Source organism: Rummeliibacillus pycnus (assembly GCF_044359855.1).
GTDB lineage: Bacteria > Bacillota > Bacilli > Bacillales_A > Planococcaceae > Rummeliibacillus > Rummeliibacillus pycnus_A.
On record NZ_CP132291.1, the window covers coordinates 3,928,263 to 3,941,836 of the forward strand.

17 protein-coding genes are annotated in these 13,574 nt (G+C 32.8%); 9 read left to right on the forward strand and 8 right to left on the reverse strand.

Features of this window, described 5'->3' with window-relative positions:
• Positions 1-242 precede the first annotated feature (242 nt).
• From Q8X41_RS19195 to Q8X41_RS19210, 4 genes are all read left to right on the forward strand, one after another.
• Complete coding sequence (locus Q8X41_RS19195) at positions 243-2,084, forward strand: metallophosphoesterase family protein (protein WP_397537830.1); 1,842 nt, start codon at positions 243-245, stop codon at positions 2,082-2,084.
• A gap of 244 nt (positions 2,085-2,328) precedes the next feature.
• On the forward strand, positions 2,329-3,573 hold the full coding sequence (locus Q8X41_RS19200) for a hypothetical protein (protein WP_397537831.1): 1,245 nt from the start codon (positions 2,329-2,331) through the stop codon (positions 3,571-3,573).
• A gap of 658 nt (positions 3,574-4,231) precedes the next feature.
• Positions 4,232-4,600, forward strand: coding sequence for a phage holin family protein (locus Q8X41_RS19205; RefSeq protein ID WP_397537832.1), 369 nt, complete (start codon positions 4,232-4,234; stop codon positions 4,598-4,600).
• Position 4,601: 1 nt separating this feature from the next.
• The gene (locus Q8X41_RS19210; RefSeq protein WP_397537833.1) at positions 4,602-5,387 is read left to right on the forward strand and encodes an N-acetylmuramoyl-L-alanine amidase; all 786 of its coding nucleotides are present in this window, start codon (positions 4,602-4,604) and stop codon (positions 5,385-5,387) included.
• 40 nt (positions 5,388-5,427) lie between these two features.
• On the opposite strand, the gene Q8X41_RS19215 is transcribed toward Q8X41_RS19210, so the two are convergent.
• Entirely contained in the window at positions 5,428-5,658 is a 231-nt protein-coding gene (locus Q8X41_RS19215; RefSeq protein ID WP_397537834.1) for a helix-turn-helix domain-containing protein, read from the reverse strand.
• A complete protein-coding gene (locus tag Q8X41_RS19220) occupies positions 5,659-5,832 on the reverse strand; it encodes a hypothetical protein (RefSeq protein WP_397537835.1) in 174 nt (57 codons plus the stop codon).
• 901 nt (positions 5,833-6,733) lie between these two features.
• Between Q8X41_RS19220 and Q8X41_RS19225 the strand changes: the two genes are divergently transcribed.
• Positions 6,734-6,964 (forward strand): hypothetical protein, encoded by a 231-nt coding sequence (locus Q8X41_RS19225; protein ID WP_397537836.1) that lies wholly within the window; start codon positions 6,734-6,736, stop codon positions 6,962-6,964.
• Positions 6,965-6,991: 27 nt separating this feature from the next.
• On the opposite strand, the gene Q8X41_RS19230 is transcribed toward Q8X41_RS19225, so the two are convergent.
• The 6 genes from Q8X41_RS19230 to Q8X41_RS19255 all read right to left on the reverse strand — a co-directional run bounded on the left by Q8X41_RS19230 (position 6,992) and on the right by Q8X41_RS19255 (position 11,773).
• A complete protein-coding gene (locus Q8X41_RS19230) occupies positions 6,992-8,140 on the reverse strand; it encodes a tyrosine-type recombinase/integrase (RefSeq protein ID WP_397537837.1) in 1,149 nt (382 codons plus the stop codon).
• A 98-nt stretch (positions 8,141-8,238) separates the two neighbouring features.
• Positions 8,239-8,706 (reverse strand): ImmA/IrrE family metallo-endopeptidase, encoded by a 468-nt coding sequence (locus Q8X41_RS19235; RefSeq protein WP_397537838.1) that lies wholly within the window; start codon positions 8,704-8,706, stop codon positions 8,239-8,241.
• A gap of 93 nt (positions 8,707-8,799) precedes the next feature.
• Positions 8,800-9,477 carry a hypothetical protein gene (locus Q8X41_RS19240; RefSeq protein WP_397537839.1) on the reverse strand — a complete coding sequence of 226 codons (678 nt, stop codon included), beginning with the start codon at positions 9,475-9,477 and terminating at the stop codon, positions 8,800-8,802.
• A gap of 33 nt (positions 9,478-9,510) precedes the next feature.
• A complete protein-coding gene (locus Q8X41_RS19245; RefSeq protein WP_397537840.1) occupies positions 9,511-10,515 on the reverse strand; it encodes a hypothetical protein in 1,005 nt (334 codons plus the stop codon).
• A 12-nt stretch (positions 10,516-10,527) separates the two neighbouring features.
• The gene (locus tag Q8X41_RS19250) at positions 10,528-11,214 is read right to left on the reverse strand and encodes a hypothetical protein (protein ID WP_397537841.1); all 687 of its coding nucleotides are present in this window, start codon (positions 11,212-11,214) and stop codon (positions 10,528-10,530) included.
• A gap of 151 nt (positions 11,215-11,365) precedes the next feature.
• Complete coding sequence (locus Q8X41_RS19255) at positions 11,366-11,773, reverse strand: helix-turn-helix domain-containing protein (RefSeq protein WP_397537842.1); 408 nt, start codon at positions 11,771-11,773, stop codon at positions 11,366-11,368.
• Between the two features lie 153 nt (positions 11,774-11,926).
• Here Q8X41_RS19255 and Q8X41_RS19260 point away from each other — a divergent pair, with 153 nt between their 5' ends.
• The 4 genes from Q8X41_RS19260 (at position 11,927) to Q8X41_RS19275 (ending at position 13,488) form a co-directional block, all read left to right on the forward strand.
• Positions 11,927-12,154, forward strand: coding sequence for a helix-turn-helix transcriptional regulator (locus tag Q8X41_RS19260; protein WP_397537843.1), 228 nt, complete (start codon positions 11,927-11,929; stop codon positions 12,152-12,154).
• Between the two features lie 163 nt (positions 12,155-12,317).
• Positions 12,318-12,614 (forward strand): DNA-binding protein, encoded by a 297-nt coding sequence (locus tag Q8X41_RS19265; RefSeq protein ID WP_397537844.1) that lies wholly within the window; start codon positions 12,318-12,320, stop codon positions 12,612-12,614.
• 89 nt (positions 12,615-12,703) lie between these two features.
• Positions 12,704-13,231 (forward strand): helix-turn-helix domain-containing protein, encoded by a 528-nt coding sequence (locus tag Q8X41_RS19270; RefSeq protein WP_397537845.1) that lies wholly within the window; start codon positions 12,704-12,706, stop codon positions 13,229-13,231.
• Positions 13,228-13,488 carry a hypothetical protein gene (locus tag Q8X41_RS19275; RefSeq protein WP_397537846.1) on the forward strand — a complete coding sequence of 87 codons (261 nt, stop codon included), beginning with the start codon at positions 13,228-13,230 and terminating at the stop codon, positions 13,486-13,488. The genes Q8X41_RS19270 and Q8X41_RS19275 overlap by 4 nt, the downstream gene beginning before the upstream one ends.
• The last annotated feature ends 86 nt before the right edge of the window (positions 13,489-13,574 follow it).

Sequence of the window (13,574 nt, forward strand, 5' to 3'; positions counted from 1 at the left end):
GTCATACGTTGTCATACGATTTCTGAATATATGAAGGGGAATTAATAGGGGGAGCCATGGTTTTAACTTCGCTCTTAAAGAATTCTCCCTCGTAGATTTAACCAAACCAGCCAACCGACTCAAGAAGATAAATTCCTAAACTTATATTTCGCTAAGATGGAATGCATCACAGATTAAGATACTCATTTTTTCTATTATGGGCACATGCCCGCCAAAATACAAAAAGAAAGTAGGAATTTATTTTGACAACACCAAAACCGTATTTCGACAAACACATTAATCAACTAATCCGTAACTTGGAGGACAAAACAGATGGTAGTTTAATAAATGCTAACAACATTTCTATCTTAAGAGACGCTGTACGTTCGAACGACAATCGCTTTTTAGTAATGCCTTTTATTACTGATACTCACTACGATAGTTCATCAGCAGATACAGCAAATTCTGATGACGGTTTATCAACAGCATTAAAAGACAATGCGATGTCATTTTCTCACTTACAAAACGTAGCTGCATTTGTAGAGCGTTTTAATGTCGATGCTATTATCCATGGTGGAGATATTATTGATGGTAAAATGGCCCGTTCTAGCTCAGTAAGTAATTTACGTACAGCTATGAATGTATTAAAAGATACTGGGATTCCAACCTTGTTTGCTAAAGGCAACCATGATGACAACTGCATTTACGATATTAAATTTGGAGATAAGGCAGGGGATATGAAATCTACTATAAAAGGTAATGTGTTAGATCCTATATTCCGTGAAGGTGCGAACGCTAAAATTCATTTTGATACTTCATATTTGAATTCTAACGGAACATTCAATGATAATTTCGAAAATTTTATGGACCCAGAAGAATTCCGTGTAACTAGAAAACTATTTGTAGGTGACCCTACAACAGGTTCAAAGAATATGAGTGATGCAAATATTGTGGTTTTAACTTCTATGTTAAAGTCAATTACAATGAATGCTACTCAAAACGCTGCATGGACTAAGTTTCAATCTTATGCTGCATCTAGTCGTAATTTAGACACTCTTGGCAAAGACAATGCTTCTTACAAAACTGCACTTACACAAGCTATTTACAATGCAGCTGTTGCTCGTACAACGGGATCTTATTGTTACATCGATTTTCCAGAAAAGAACATTCGTGTAATTGTTCTTAATTCTTACGATGTACCTTATCAGTTAGATGATAATGGTAAATCTAAGTTTCCATTAACTGACTTCGGTGCATATGGTAAAGCCCAAGTAGAATGGTTTGCTAACACTGCATTACAAACTACTAAAGAAGTAGTCGTGTTCTCTCATGTTGCGTTAACGGGTACACCATTCACTCGTGATGGCGGTCCGCGTACTTACAATCAAGCCAATTCGGGTGATGATTATTGGGTAGGAAATACTGAACTTATCAAAGCAATCCTGGATGATTTTATCAACGGCAAAGATGTATACCATACTACTAAATCAGCTATTAAAAAGTATTCTCAAATAGATTCAGCAGTAAATCCTAATGCAATTTCATTAATATCAAATCAGTTACCTAATGCAACTAATGGTCCTTGGTATTTTTATGAAAATAGTCGTTTAGGCAACAAGGCTAAAATTACTGATCATTCATGGGTAAGTACTTCTATTACAACGAACTTCAAACACCAAGGTCCTGGTACTGTGATTACTTCTGTTAGTGGACATTCTCACATTGCAAAAATGGGCTTGGACGTAACGGGTTCTTACACAGCAACTATGTCAAACTCAAGTTTACGTGACGGTAAAGAGTTCCCTACTTCAACTGGTTTAAAACGTAACCCTTCTACTTATCGTGAAGATAGTTGGGAAATCATGGTGGTTGATACTGTTGATAAGATGGTTTATTTCTATCAATTTGGTGCAGGTATGATTGATGAAAATGTTGTTACAACAGATACTGCTGGATACATTGAAACAGATCCAATTAAGATAAAAGCTAAACAAGTTACCGATACGATGTTCCCTGTACGTTATCTCGGATATGCTGGTAAGCAATCCACTTCGAATTCTTATAATGGTTTACAAGGTGGAGTTACGAAACAAGAAGGAAAATAAGTAATCATTCGATGAGGAGCTATACTATGTCGTATTGCAAGCGAGGCTTGAAATGGAGGGATGTCTCGCAGTTTGATATAAGCGAATACCTTTGAAGCATGATAAAACCCTTGCATTAAAAATATGTGTGATTTCCACAAACTGTTTTACCCTATACCAAACCTCTCAAAAGAGAATAGGTATAGGGTTTTTATTTTGGTTGATTAGTCAACCACCAAATAAACTTATATAGGAGATGTTTTTTATGGCGACAAGTGGTACAGCAATCAAGGCAAACATTACAGTTGGGGCATTGAACACTAATTTAGGTGGCGGAAATATTAATGCACTGCCATCAAGTCAAAAGACAGTTTTACAATCATTTGTTCAAGATTATAAAGGTGATAAATCTTTAATTTTATCGCAATGTAAAGACGGTTCAACAAGTCCTGAAATGGGTGGTTCACAAGGTGACATTTCTTTGACTAAATTTAAAACAACAAATGCACTGGGTACAGTTACACATTTGATGCACGACGAATCTGCAATGACGGGAACATATTTAGGGACAAATTCTGAAACTGAAAAATCATGCTATTACAAAACAGGTGCAAGCGGTTGGGGTCATGGTACACAAGTTGCTATTGAGTATGCACCAGATGGTGTTTATATGTGGGCAGATTATGATTCACCATGTGAGAACCGTGCAAAGAACAAATCTGCTGGCTTCGATGACGGTCATCCTGTAGGGAAAATTGTTGCAAGATTCCCAATGTACGGAACAAAATCATTTGAAGGTAAATCGAATGTTTATGGCGATAGTCAAATTAAAACGTTTACTTTAAACAAACGAATTGCGGGTCTTTTAGATAGTGATTCTGCAACAGTATCTATTGATAATGTTAATGGTTTATTAGCTGTTAAGTATCTGGACGAAAACCGTAAAATGAAAATTACTGTTTTCAAAATCACTTACACAGACGCTTACAAAACGTCATTAAAAATGGCAGATATTACGTTTACGGAATTAGGAACTATTAATGCACCAAAAGTTAAATGGGCAAAAGCAACTTCAACAGGTAAAGCAGACCCTGATAACATTGCTAATTTAACACCTAATGGTTGGGGGATTTTCGGTGACTATATTTACTTAATGTTTGGTACTGCATATTGGACAAAAGATACTGCACAAGGTGGCCAAAAAGAATGGTTCAGTCCTGATTCAGCTTTAATGACTGCTAACGGTGGTTCAATGAGTGACGGACAGGGTGGAACAACTACCAAATTAGGTAATACACAATTGATGTGTTTAAACTGGAAAACTGGTACACAAGAATTGTCATTCACCGAAGCTGGTAAATCAATGGTTCACCGTGAACCAGAAGGTATGTTTGTTCGTCCTACTGTTTCAGGTTCTAATGTAACAGGTTTAACTGTCTTAATGGGCTTTGCTTGTGACATTCCTGGCCACCGTAAGTTTTCTATCTATGAAAAAGTTACAACTTTCTAAAAATGAAATTAGGTAAGTAATAGAGCATCATTTGATCTGGTAATATGGTAAGGGTAGTCGGTATCCCTAATGAAACACAAATATCATATTAAATGGGCTCGTGATGGGGCATTCCTTGTGTCTCTTTCCGGGCCTTTTTTGTGTTTTGTAATAGATGGAAATTTATGTCGTTGAATAATGGTACTGCTAGAGAAATCAATGAGAAAGCTATTATCGAAGAATCAAATCGTTTTAAGCTGTCCACAAAAGATACAGTAACTATTATAGTTGCCATGGGTTAGATCACTATCTAGATCCTGAATTGTCAAAACTTTATATAAAAAAGGTTTCTGTATTAAATAGAATAAAAAATGAATTTAATAGTACAAACTTAGAATCAGATATCGATGAAGGAACATCTTATGTTATAAGAGCAGAAAAGAACACATGGATATTAGGAGAAAGGTTTGTTCCTGATTATTTACTTGAATATTAAAGAAATACAAAAAGAAACTTTGGAAGAGTAGGAAAATGCAACTGGATCAGAGTTACAAGGTAACATTAGTCTAGTAAATCAGTTAGAAAAAATTAAGAACTTAGTTAAATAATATTAGCACCAAAATAAAAACCTTCCACAATCTGTGGAAGGTTTTTATTTTGCAGAAATGAGGTGTAACTAATGACAACAAAATTAGGAACAGGATTCGATATTACAAATGTAGTAGGAAATGTATGGTATGTAGCTTTAAGTTTCATAATCTTTGATATTGTTACCGGATTATTAGCATCTGCAGTTGAGAAAAAGCTAAATTCATCTGTTAATTATATCGGTTTGATTCGCAAAGTCGGGCTATTCGTAGCACTGGCTTTTTTAGTTTTTGTAGATGCTTTTGTAGATGCAAAAGGCTATGTAATCAAGTTAGGCGTCGGATTAATCGTAGCTTATGAAGGTATGAGTGTAGTAGAAAATCTAAGCAGAATTGGTATTAATATTAAGTTCGTTACCAAGTATTTTGACCCAAACAAGTTAGGGAAGGGTGGTAAATAATATGGCAACGTATAAAAACTCTTATATCAACGAAAATGAATACAGCAGACCAAGGACGAAATTAGCAGCATTAAAAGGAATCGTCCTTCACTACACCGCTAATCCTGGTGCAAGTGCAACTAATCATAAAACTTACTTTGGAAATGGTGCAGGTGGTCGTTATGCTGGTGCACATATCTTTGTGGATGAAAAAGAAGCGTTATGTATTGTTCCTTTAGATGAGATTTGCTATCATGCTAACGAAAATAAATGCAAGATTGATAAGCTAAAAGGTCATATCGGTTCATATTACGGTGATGCAAACTGTACAACTATTGGAATTGAAATGTGCATTAATAAAGCTGGAAAGATTGAAGAATCTACATTCAACCGTACAGTTGATATTGTGGCTGAGTTATGTAAAAAATATAAACTCACTGTTGATGATCTATGCCGTCACTATGATGTGACAGGGAAGAATTGTCCAGCACCATGGGTTAGTAATCCAGCCGAATGGACAAGATTTAAAAATGCAGTTAAAGCAAAATCAAATCCTATCATTAAAGTTTCCTCAATAGTTGAAGCACCTAGTTATTATAAAAGTGGTACTGGCTTATATCGTATTAAGAAAAACTGCTACGCTTATAAAGGTGTTAATTTTAGCGATGAATCAAATCGTATGGAATTGTGCCAGAAAGGTACTAAGTACACAATTGTAGGAATTGTTAAATATAGTTCATCCTATCGTTTAAAAACTAAATCAGGATTATATATTACTGCAAATAAAGAATACGTAGAAAAAGTGTAATTTTAAAGCCCCTTACCAATATAGGTGAGGGGCTTATTTTTTACTTTTTTTCAGGTTCAGGACCATACCATTTTTCCATTGCTTTTACTGAGATTATCCATTCTCCACGCTTACCTTCTGGTTTAACAAAGTACTTAATCAATCCTTGACTGATTTCCTCTTTGATTAAATGTTCTCTTCTGGACATAACAAACTTTTCCCTTAATGTTCTTTCTGGAATTCCCCAACGATATGATGCTTCGGATGGAGTCATGTAATTGTCAATTTCCATTTATTCATCACCATTTTCTTTGTTGTTCATTAATTCGTTTCGTTCCTCAAGTAATCTTTTACGTTCTCTGTCAAGCTTTTTACTTTGAAAACTTAAAGCAATCCAAATAATTAAAGCAAGGATAAGTAATCCAATGAAAATTTTCATAAGCTTGTGGTATACTTTAGGATACAAGCGAGAGGTTTAACCCCCTCGTCTTGTTCTTCTATTTTGTAGCCTTAGTTGTTCATTTTCTAACTTCTTTTTTTGGTTGTCGAGCCATTTAGATTGAAGTTTGAGGAAGATGAATGCTAAGGCTATTATCATTCCTAAGTATTCCACTTGTTCGCCTCCTTTCTATATATATATTATACAACTTATAAGTTGTTTTGTAAATAATACTATCCTTATTAGGTTTTATATCAGCTACATTTACACCGGTTTTCCAAGTTCATTGGACCTGTCTTAGCCTTATTATAGAATTTATTTACTTCTCCATATTTAGATAGAATATTATTACTTTCCTGATTTGCTTCTGATCTTGAATCTTTTGTTTCCGTAGATGCTCCACAAGCACTCAATAATAAAGTAGTAACTATTGTTACTTATAAGAGTTTCCTCATATATATTTAACCTCCTTTTTATATATTTTAACTTTACCAATTTTATATATTGCTGTCTGAACTATTTCTAGTAGTAAACACTATGAAGTGTATAAGGTGTAATAATTCCTTTATTTACTATAGGTATTACGCTAAAGTTATTGTGGGAAAAATCACGAGAAAATCACATGAAAATCACAAAACGAGTGAAAAAAGATGAAATAATATGAAAGTACATATAAAATAAAGAGGTGAAAATCCTTATTTATCAAGGAATCTGAAAAAATACGAAAGAGGATGAAATTATGAACGCATACGAAGAATATATGCGTTCATAAAGTTGATAAATGCTGTTAAATCAACGTTTGTAATCTTTAACTCAGCTTGAAATTTAAAAAAAGTAACAATAAAGTAACATTTATTTACGAAAAATATTGTAAAAATATTCTAATAGAATAAGATAAATCTATAAAGATAGAAAGGGGGAATAAAGCATGTCTGATCTTCAAAAAATAGTGGCTAGAATTCCAATTGGAATTACACCTGTTGATCTTGAACTGTTGAAAAAATATCCAAAAGATGCTTTAGAGTTAATTAAAGAAGTTTCGGTAACTAATGATAATTCTATTGCAAAAACGGATTTTCTTGACCCAATGAATGTTTATCATTCAAGTGTAAAAAATGAGTTGGAACGAATTAAGGGAATTTTAGAAAGTTGCATTTAGTTTTTAAGGTAGGTCTCGTGCGCGAGCCTACCTTTTTATTAAATTGCTAAATTTCATATGCATTTTGCTTCGTGCGTTTTCTCTCATACCATTTGTTACATGTAAATAGATTTCAGTAGTTGTCTTGGAATTTTTATGTCCTACCCGGTTCATGATGTAAGGAAGATCTACACCAGCTTCCGCAAGCAAACTTACGTGAGTGTGCCGTAGCATGTATGTGTGCAGTTGTTTTTTTATTCCCATTTTTTCTCCAAGTCTTCGAGTAACACTACGTAAATAATCGACAGTAGGTGGGTATCCATCTGGCATTCTAAATAGATACTCACTTTCTATATAATTACGTACAAATTGAAAATCTTGCATGTCACGAATTTTGTCTATAATAAATTTATCAACATCAACAACACGAACGCTATTCGCTGTTTTCGGAGTAGTTAACTCAAACTCTCCTTTTTTCCCATCCTTTCGATAGGTTGTTTTATTTATATTTACTGTCATTTCTTCAAAATTTATATCTACAGGATACAGTGATATCGCTTCACCTGGGCGCATTCCTGTAAATGTAATTAAATATATTAACGTTTTGATCACAGGACTATTATAGTTATCTAATGCTTCTAAAAACAGTTTGAGTTCATTTGCGTTTAAATAAAGTTTTTCAGTTTCAGAACCATCCATATCTGCAATCTTTTTGCGTGGCCGAGGAACAAAAGTTGCATCAGTCGGGGATTTTTCAATTATTCCAACTTCAACAGCGTATTTAAAAATCATTTGAGCGACACTATGGATGCCTTTAAGTGAAGTATGCGATGTTGCTCCATCTTGAAGTTCATTTAATACATTTTGATAAAAAACCGATGTGATTTTTTTTACTTCAGTTTTACGCATATGCGTGTTTAAAACGTTTATACAGTAGCGACGATTATCTAGTGTAGATTGTTTAACGCCACGCCTTTTGTATAACTCGAACCATGATTCAACAAATTCAGCGAACTTGATTTTAGGATCAAAGAGATAGTTTTTTTCTATTTCCTTAATTGCTTCTTTAACACGATATTCAGCTTCTTTTTTAGTCTTTCCTCTGCGTGAAATTTGCTTCCGTTTTCCTGTGACTGGGTGTTTCGAAACTTCCCCAATGCATAGCCATGTTGTTTTGTCTAATTGTTTAAAGTACATAAGCGTTCACCTCTAATGTAAAACTATCACACACAATTTTTTGTGACGGTCTAATTTAAAGTCTGTCTTCTAAGATTTGTTAGTCTGTTATGTATTTATTAACCAGAATGTAAAAGTACTCTTGAGCTGTACTTATCTAAACGCTTAAAAGCAAAGTCGTATTCAACATTAAAAATACTTGAAATTATCAATGTTGCGTCTTTATGACTGTTTGGTAAATTGATTGAATCAATCATAAATGTCGGCACACACATGTGGTAAGCAAACCCCACAGCCTTCCACTCCTGATATTCCCGAAAACTAGGGGAGATACCAAGTTGATTACCTGAATGCCATAAGGCGTGACATAATTCATGGCCAAATTGCTGCCATTGTTGTTCATTTGTTAATCCCACATCAATACATATTAAGCTACCACTACACATAGATTTAAACGGAACGTGAAGTAAGTTTAAATTTAATTTTGAAGCAATTGTCTTCATTTCAATTTGTTCAGGGCGTGTAATGCCGATATTAAGATAAAGATTTTTGATGTAATCCTCTAAATGACTGTAGCAAAATCTCATTTTAATCACCTTCTTAAGAACGTACGTTCTATTTTATTATAAAGTAAAACCCCACTAATTGGAAGTGAGGTTTTTTAATAGTACAGTTTATTATTAAGTTCCCTTATGTTTTTCTATAAAATCTTCCAATTCTTTGATAGAACAATTAAGCTTTGTAAAATTATTTTCAGAACGAGTAATAAAATTTCTTGTATCTGAAATAAACAGTTCTATATGTTCTTGGTCTTTTTTTGCTGAATCTTTTAAATCGCTTAGTTTTTCTATATCCACACTAAATGCAGCATATAGTAAAATTGCAATTCTTGCGGCTGCAACTATTATATAAATAAATAATAATAGATTAGTTAAATTCATTAAACTGATAAAAAGTGAAGTTTTTGTAGTTAATTCTTCTGACATTTTATTAATAAATAACAAGAAAATGGCGTATATAAACGTAAATCCAAATGCATTTCTAATGAAATTGATAAGCATATTAAAATACCTTTCGGATAATTTGGCGATGGATGAATTTAAATTTAATGTGCTTATCAAGGTAAAGATTGTGAAATAAATCCCAATAAAGATAGCAGAAAGTGAAATTAAGTTACTAGCATTTGCAACAAGAAAATCAGCAATGAATCCATTGAAAATTTTATTTAAGTACTTATTAGCTGGTTTAATTATTAACAATATAATAAAAAGTAAAAGAATTAAAGCATTAATGAAAATTATTAGTTTACTTCCTACTTTCGCTATGTAATTGACAATGTTCTTTTGTAAACTGCTCATAATTTCACTTCCTTTCTTTTGTTGTATTAATCCCTAAAATGGATATTCGTTATTTTGAAGAATGTGATCAATTGGATAGTTTTGATGGTTTCCTTGACCTAATCGATTACTAATATTGTAATAATAATCTTCAATTGCATCAGTAATTATTTCCCATGAATCTCCGTCACAACTTATATTTTTACTTAATACTTTAGAATGCTTTAAATCAATGTTTTCAAATTTATTACCATTTCTATCAGTATAAGAAACAATGATATTTTCAAATAAATCGCTTTCGACATCAATATAACACAATAAAGTTTTGATTGCATCCATATGAAATGGATTATTTCTCCAATCTTTTCCCTTAGAAAAAATAATACTTCGTATTGCTCCACCGAATAGATTTCTGGTACGAATCATCTCTTGTAATGTCGTTTCTAGATATCCATGTACCTGTTCTCGTATTTCGGCATTACCCTCTAATTGTGCTGTGAACTCTTGCTGTTCTTCTGCATTTCGTCTAAAAATATCTATTTGGTTAGATGTTAGATTAAGCTTAATGTTTAATTTTGTGATATCTCTCGCGTGTAACATGTTTTCAATGGAATGGGTAGGAGATAGTTCTATAAATTCTATCCCCCATTTAGGGTCTGTTGATGTGGTAGCAGCTGGTAGAAATTCTTCGAAATACTCTTTGATTTTATTTATTTTTGCTCCATAATAATTGTATTCGCAGATAAAAAGCTTTTCAGTATGTTGATAAACACAGTTTGTTTGTTCAAAAATATCATTTTCTATTTCACCGTATTCATCTGTATATTTTTCACCTTGTTTTGGTTTTCTAATTCTATAGTCTGCAATTGTGAATGCACGATCAGATGCATTCCTCATTTGAGTATCAAGTTTCATTTTTTTTAAAATTACTTCACCTTTTTGTCTGTTATTAATACCTATTACATAGTCTAAAAAATCTCGAAAATCAATGTTTGTTAATTCCGCATTTTTTGTTATAAAAACATTATAATATCTGATTGTTATATTTGTAGAAGGCATTACTTAATCTCCTTAAAATTTAATTTGTACTTTTTCGGGTGCATGATAATTCTTCCCGTTATTTGTATCAAATACGTTATCAGTCAAAATAGTTAATAATGATAAATCATCAAATGAATCTTGGAAATATGGTACTACTAAGGTTCCATCAGTAACCACTTTACCAACGTATTGTCGTGGATCTGTGTTCATTATTAAATTTAACATTCCGTCAATTTGTTGTTTAGTATTTGTAGTCAATTTGTTAAATGCAAAAAACGTTATATCCTTGTCAGAAGTATTTTCAACAGTATATGAGATTTGAATAACATTTAATTTATTAGAAATATCCTTATTGTAAAGCTCTTTGATGTATTCTTTCTCGCTATCTTGTATATTTGTTCTTTCAAGGAATTTTATTGTCTTTATATTCAATTTTATAGGGTCAAGGTTTATTTCTTTATTTGGATTTGCTATTTTGGCTAGTGTTACTTTTGTGCCTCCATCCTCTTTAGTCCATTGTCCAACTTTCGTTAATGGACCATCTTTAATTTCTTTTGACTCGGCCTTATCTGCATTAGTTTTTGTCCCTTCTTTAGTCTGAGTTTCTTTAACACCGTTTTCTTTTTCAGCTGAAGTATCATCCTTTGATGATCCACAAGCAGATAACATCCCTAAAGCAAATAAAGCAATTGAAATTTGGGCTAACACTTTTTTCAATCTGTACATCTCCATTTCTAGCAAAAAATATTTTTACATAAATTGTAATATAAAACTGGATAAAGAAATTATAGAGTTATATTGTAATGAGCTTAAATACCTATAATGTATATGTAAAAAAAGAGACACAGTAAACTATATCCCTTTTGAATTACTTCTTATCTTGCTGTTTCTTCCACACTTCATAGAAGATTTCAAACTGTTCTAATGCATCTAATAACCGTTCAGGACGATCGTGGAAAAATAAATCTTCTCGTGTTAGAAAGAAATCAACCACTTCTTTTTGGTATGGGGTTAAGTTTGTGTATTCGTCATTAGTGATACCTGCATTTTCAAATACTTTTGGATTCATAACATCTGAACGACCAAGTAAATAATCAAGACTTACAACGTATAAATCGGCTATTTTTACGAGCATGTCATTATCAGGTTGTCTAGTGTCATATTCCCAGTTTGCATATGTTGAAACTGTTTTTATGCCAAGTTTGTTTGCTACATATGTTTTGGTCCAACCTTTTTTTTCCCTTAAATAAGAAAGACGAGTCCCTAATGTATCCACTTTATCACCCCTTAATATAATTAATTCTATCACCAGTTACACGAAATATGTAAAAAAATACTCAAAAAGAATAAAAATCAGTTGACTTACTCTAAATGAGTAAATATAATGAAAATATAAAGTTACACAAAATGAGTAAGTGAGGTGGAGAAAATGAACGAAGAATTACGAGCAGCTAGAAAAGCTAAAGGGATAACGATTACTTTTTTATCTAAAAAGTTAGGTTACAAAAACCCTTCTGGTTATGCAAATATTGAATATGGATTTGTGAAACCTTCATTAGAAAATGCAAAAATTATAGCTGAATTGTTAGATGTACCAATTGATGAACTTTTTTTTAATAAAAAGTTACACAAATTGAGTAACAAAGAGGCGATGTAAGTTATTTATCGCACTTTGCACCTACCAATAAGAAATTAATCGAGTGGAGTAAGCTAAGAAATTCAAGAGTTGATTTGAGATACAGCAATAGCCAATCGCGATGACATTAATTCTTTATTGGTGGGTGTAAGAGAAAACAACAAAAGGAGCGTGCTTTCTGATTATGTTTAACATTCAATTTGATACAGAAGAACTTCGAAAAATAATTCATGAAGAAGTCAAAAATGCAGTTTCAGAGGCTATAAGAATAAAGGAACTGCCACCATTAATCACACGGAAAGAACTAATGCAGTTGTTCCATATAGGTGAAACAAAGACTTCTGAATTACTTGGAAGAGCTGATTTCCCAGTCTTCCGTGAAGCGGGTGTGTTGATCCCAACAAAAGCATTATTCGAGTGGATTGATAACCACACTGATTGGATTGAAACAAATACAACGTACTTTAAATCCGTTATTTAATTCTATCAACTATTACAAAATTTGGCGGTCTACTAAGAGTTTACTAGGAGTTGAGATGTGACCGCCTGAATACAAAGGGGCGAATAAAAATGAAGAAAACAAATGTACCTAGTGTTCTCAAAGAGTTGAGAGGGAACAAGTATCAACAACAATTAGCTATCGAACTTAACGTATCACGAGAAACAGTTTCAAAGTATGAAAATGGCCGGTCGAAAGTACCTGCAGATATTGGAAGGAAACTTACAAAAAAATATGACAATCCGAAATTTGCGATCACTTTACGCAATGAGTACACAGGAACTGGTACGAGATGGTTAGACGGTCCCAATGTAGACTTACATCGTTCAGCAGTAAAAGAAAAAACCATTGAAGAAATGAACGAAGCGATTGAACAACTTGAAAAAACTAGTTTAGTAAAGCCATTGAGGAATGTACAGCATTTTGAAATGCAAGATATAGAAAATACATTAGATGAACTTGTTGAAGCTCAAACAGCTATTGACCACTTGGTAGCTATTATGTGTATGGAAGCTGGAATTAGTTACGTGGAGTTGTGGGACAAACATTATAGATCATTAGCAAGTAATGGTTATCTAGCTATCGGAGGTGCACAATGAACAGATTAAATTTCAGACCACAGGATTGGTCAAAAGTAGAAAAAGAACATAACCATATCGATTCATTACAAAAAGAATTAGCAATCAATATCGAACGTAATAATTTCGCAACTGCTGAATTGTGTGCAGAAGATATTATTTCATCTATTAAAGAAATTAGAAAGCTTAAAAAAGTAAAACAAGAACATGAACGTTTGATGGAATTAGCTGAAAGATTAGGGCAGATTGGTCTAAATGTGGAGGTAGTTGCTAGGTGAAGAAAATAAACAATTTCTTGTTCGAATCAGAAAAGATTACGTTATTAGACGCACTTTGGTTCTACGGAGGAATTGCAGCAATGATC

Bases quoted from the DNA above. Each gene is read 5' to 3' on its own strand.
- Q8X41_RS19200 (WP_397537831.1), top strand. From the start codon at position 2,329: ATGGCGACAAGTGGTACAGCAATCAAGGCAAACATTACAGTTGGGGCA.
- Q8X41_RS19205 (WP_397537832.1), top strand. From the start codon at position 4,232: ATGACAACAAAATTAGGAACAGGATTCGATATTACAAATGTAGTAGGA.
- Q8X41_RS19210 (WP_397537833.1), top strand. From the start codon at position 4,602: ATGGCAACGTATAAAAACTCTTATATCAACGAAAATGAATACAGCAGA.
- Q8X41_RS19215 (WP_397537834.1), bottom strand. From the start codon at position 5,658: ATGGAAATTGACAATTACATGACTCCATCCGAAGCATCATATCGTTGG.
- Q8X41_RS19225 (WP_397537836.1), top strand. From the start codon at position 6,734: ATGTCTGATCTTCAAAAAATAGTGGCTAGAATTCCAATTGGAATTACA.
- Q8X41_RS19230 (WP_397537837.1), bottom strand. From the start codon at position 8,140: ATGTACTTTAAACAATTAGACAAAACAACATGGCTATGCATTGGGGAA.
- Q8X41_RS19235 (WP_397537838.1), bottom strand. From the start codon at position 8,706: ATGAGATTTTGCTACAGTCATTTAGAGGATTACATCAAAAATCTTTAT.
- Q8X41_RS19240 (WP_397537839.1), bottom strand. From the start codon at position 9,477: ATGAGCAGTTTACAAAAGAACATTGTCAATTACATAGCGAAAGTAGGA.
- Q8X41_RS19245 (WP_397537840.1), bottom strand. From the start codon at position 10,515: ATGCCTTCTACAAATATAACAATCAGATATTATAATGTTTTTATAACA.
- Q8X41_RS19260 (WP_397537843.1), top strand. From the start codon at position 11,927: ATGAACGAAGAATTACGAGCAGCTAGAAAAGCTAAAGGGATAACGATT.
- Q8X41_RS19265 (WP_397537844.1), top strand. From the start codon at position 12,318: ATGTTTAACATTCAATTTGATACAGAAGAACTTCGAAAAATAATTCAT.
- Q8X41_RS19270 (WP_397537845.1), top strand. From the start codon at position 12,704: ATGAAGAAAACAAATGTACCTAGTGTTCTCAAAGAGTTGAGAGGGAAC.
- Q8X41_RS19275 (WP_397537846.1), top strand. From the start codon at position 13,228: ATGAACAGATTAAATTTCAGACCACAGGATTGGTCAAAAGTAGAAAAA.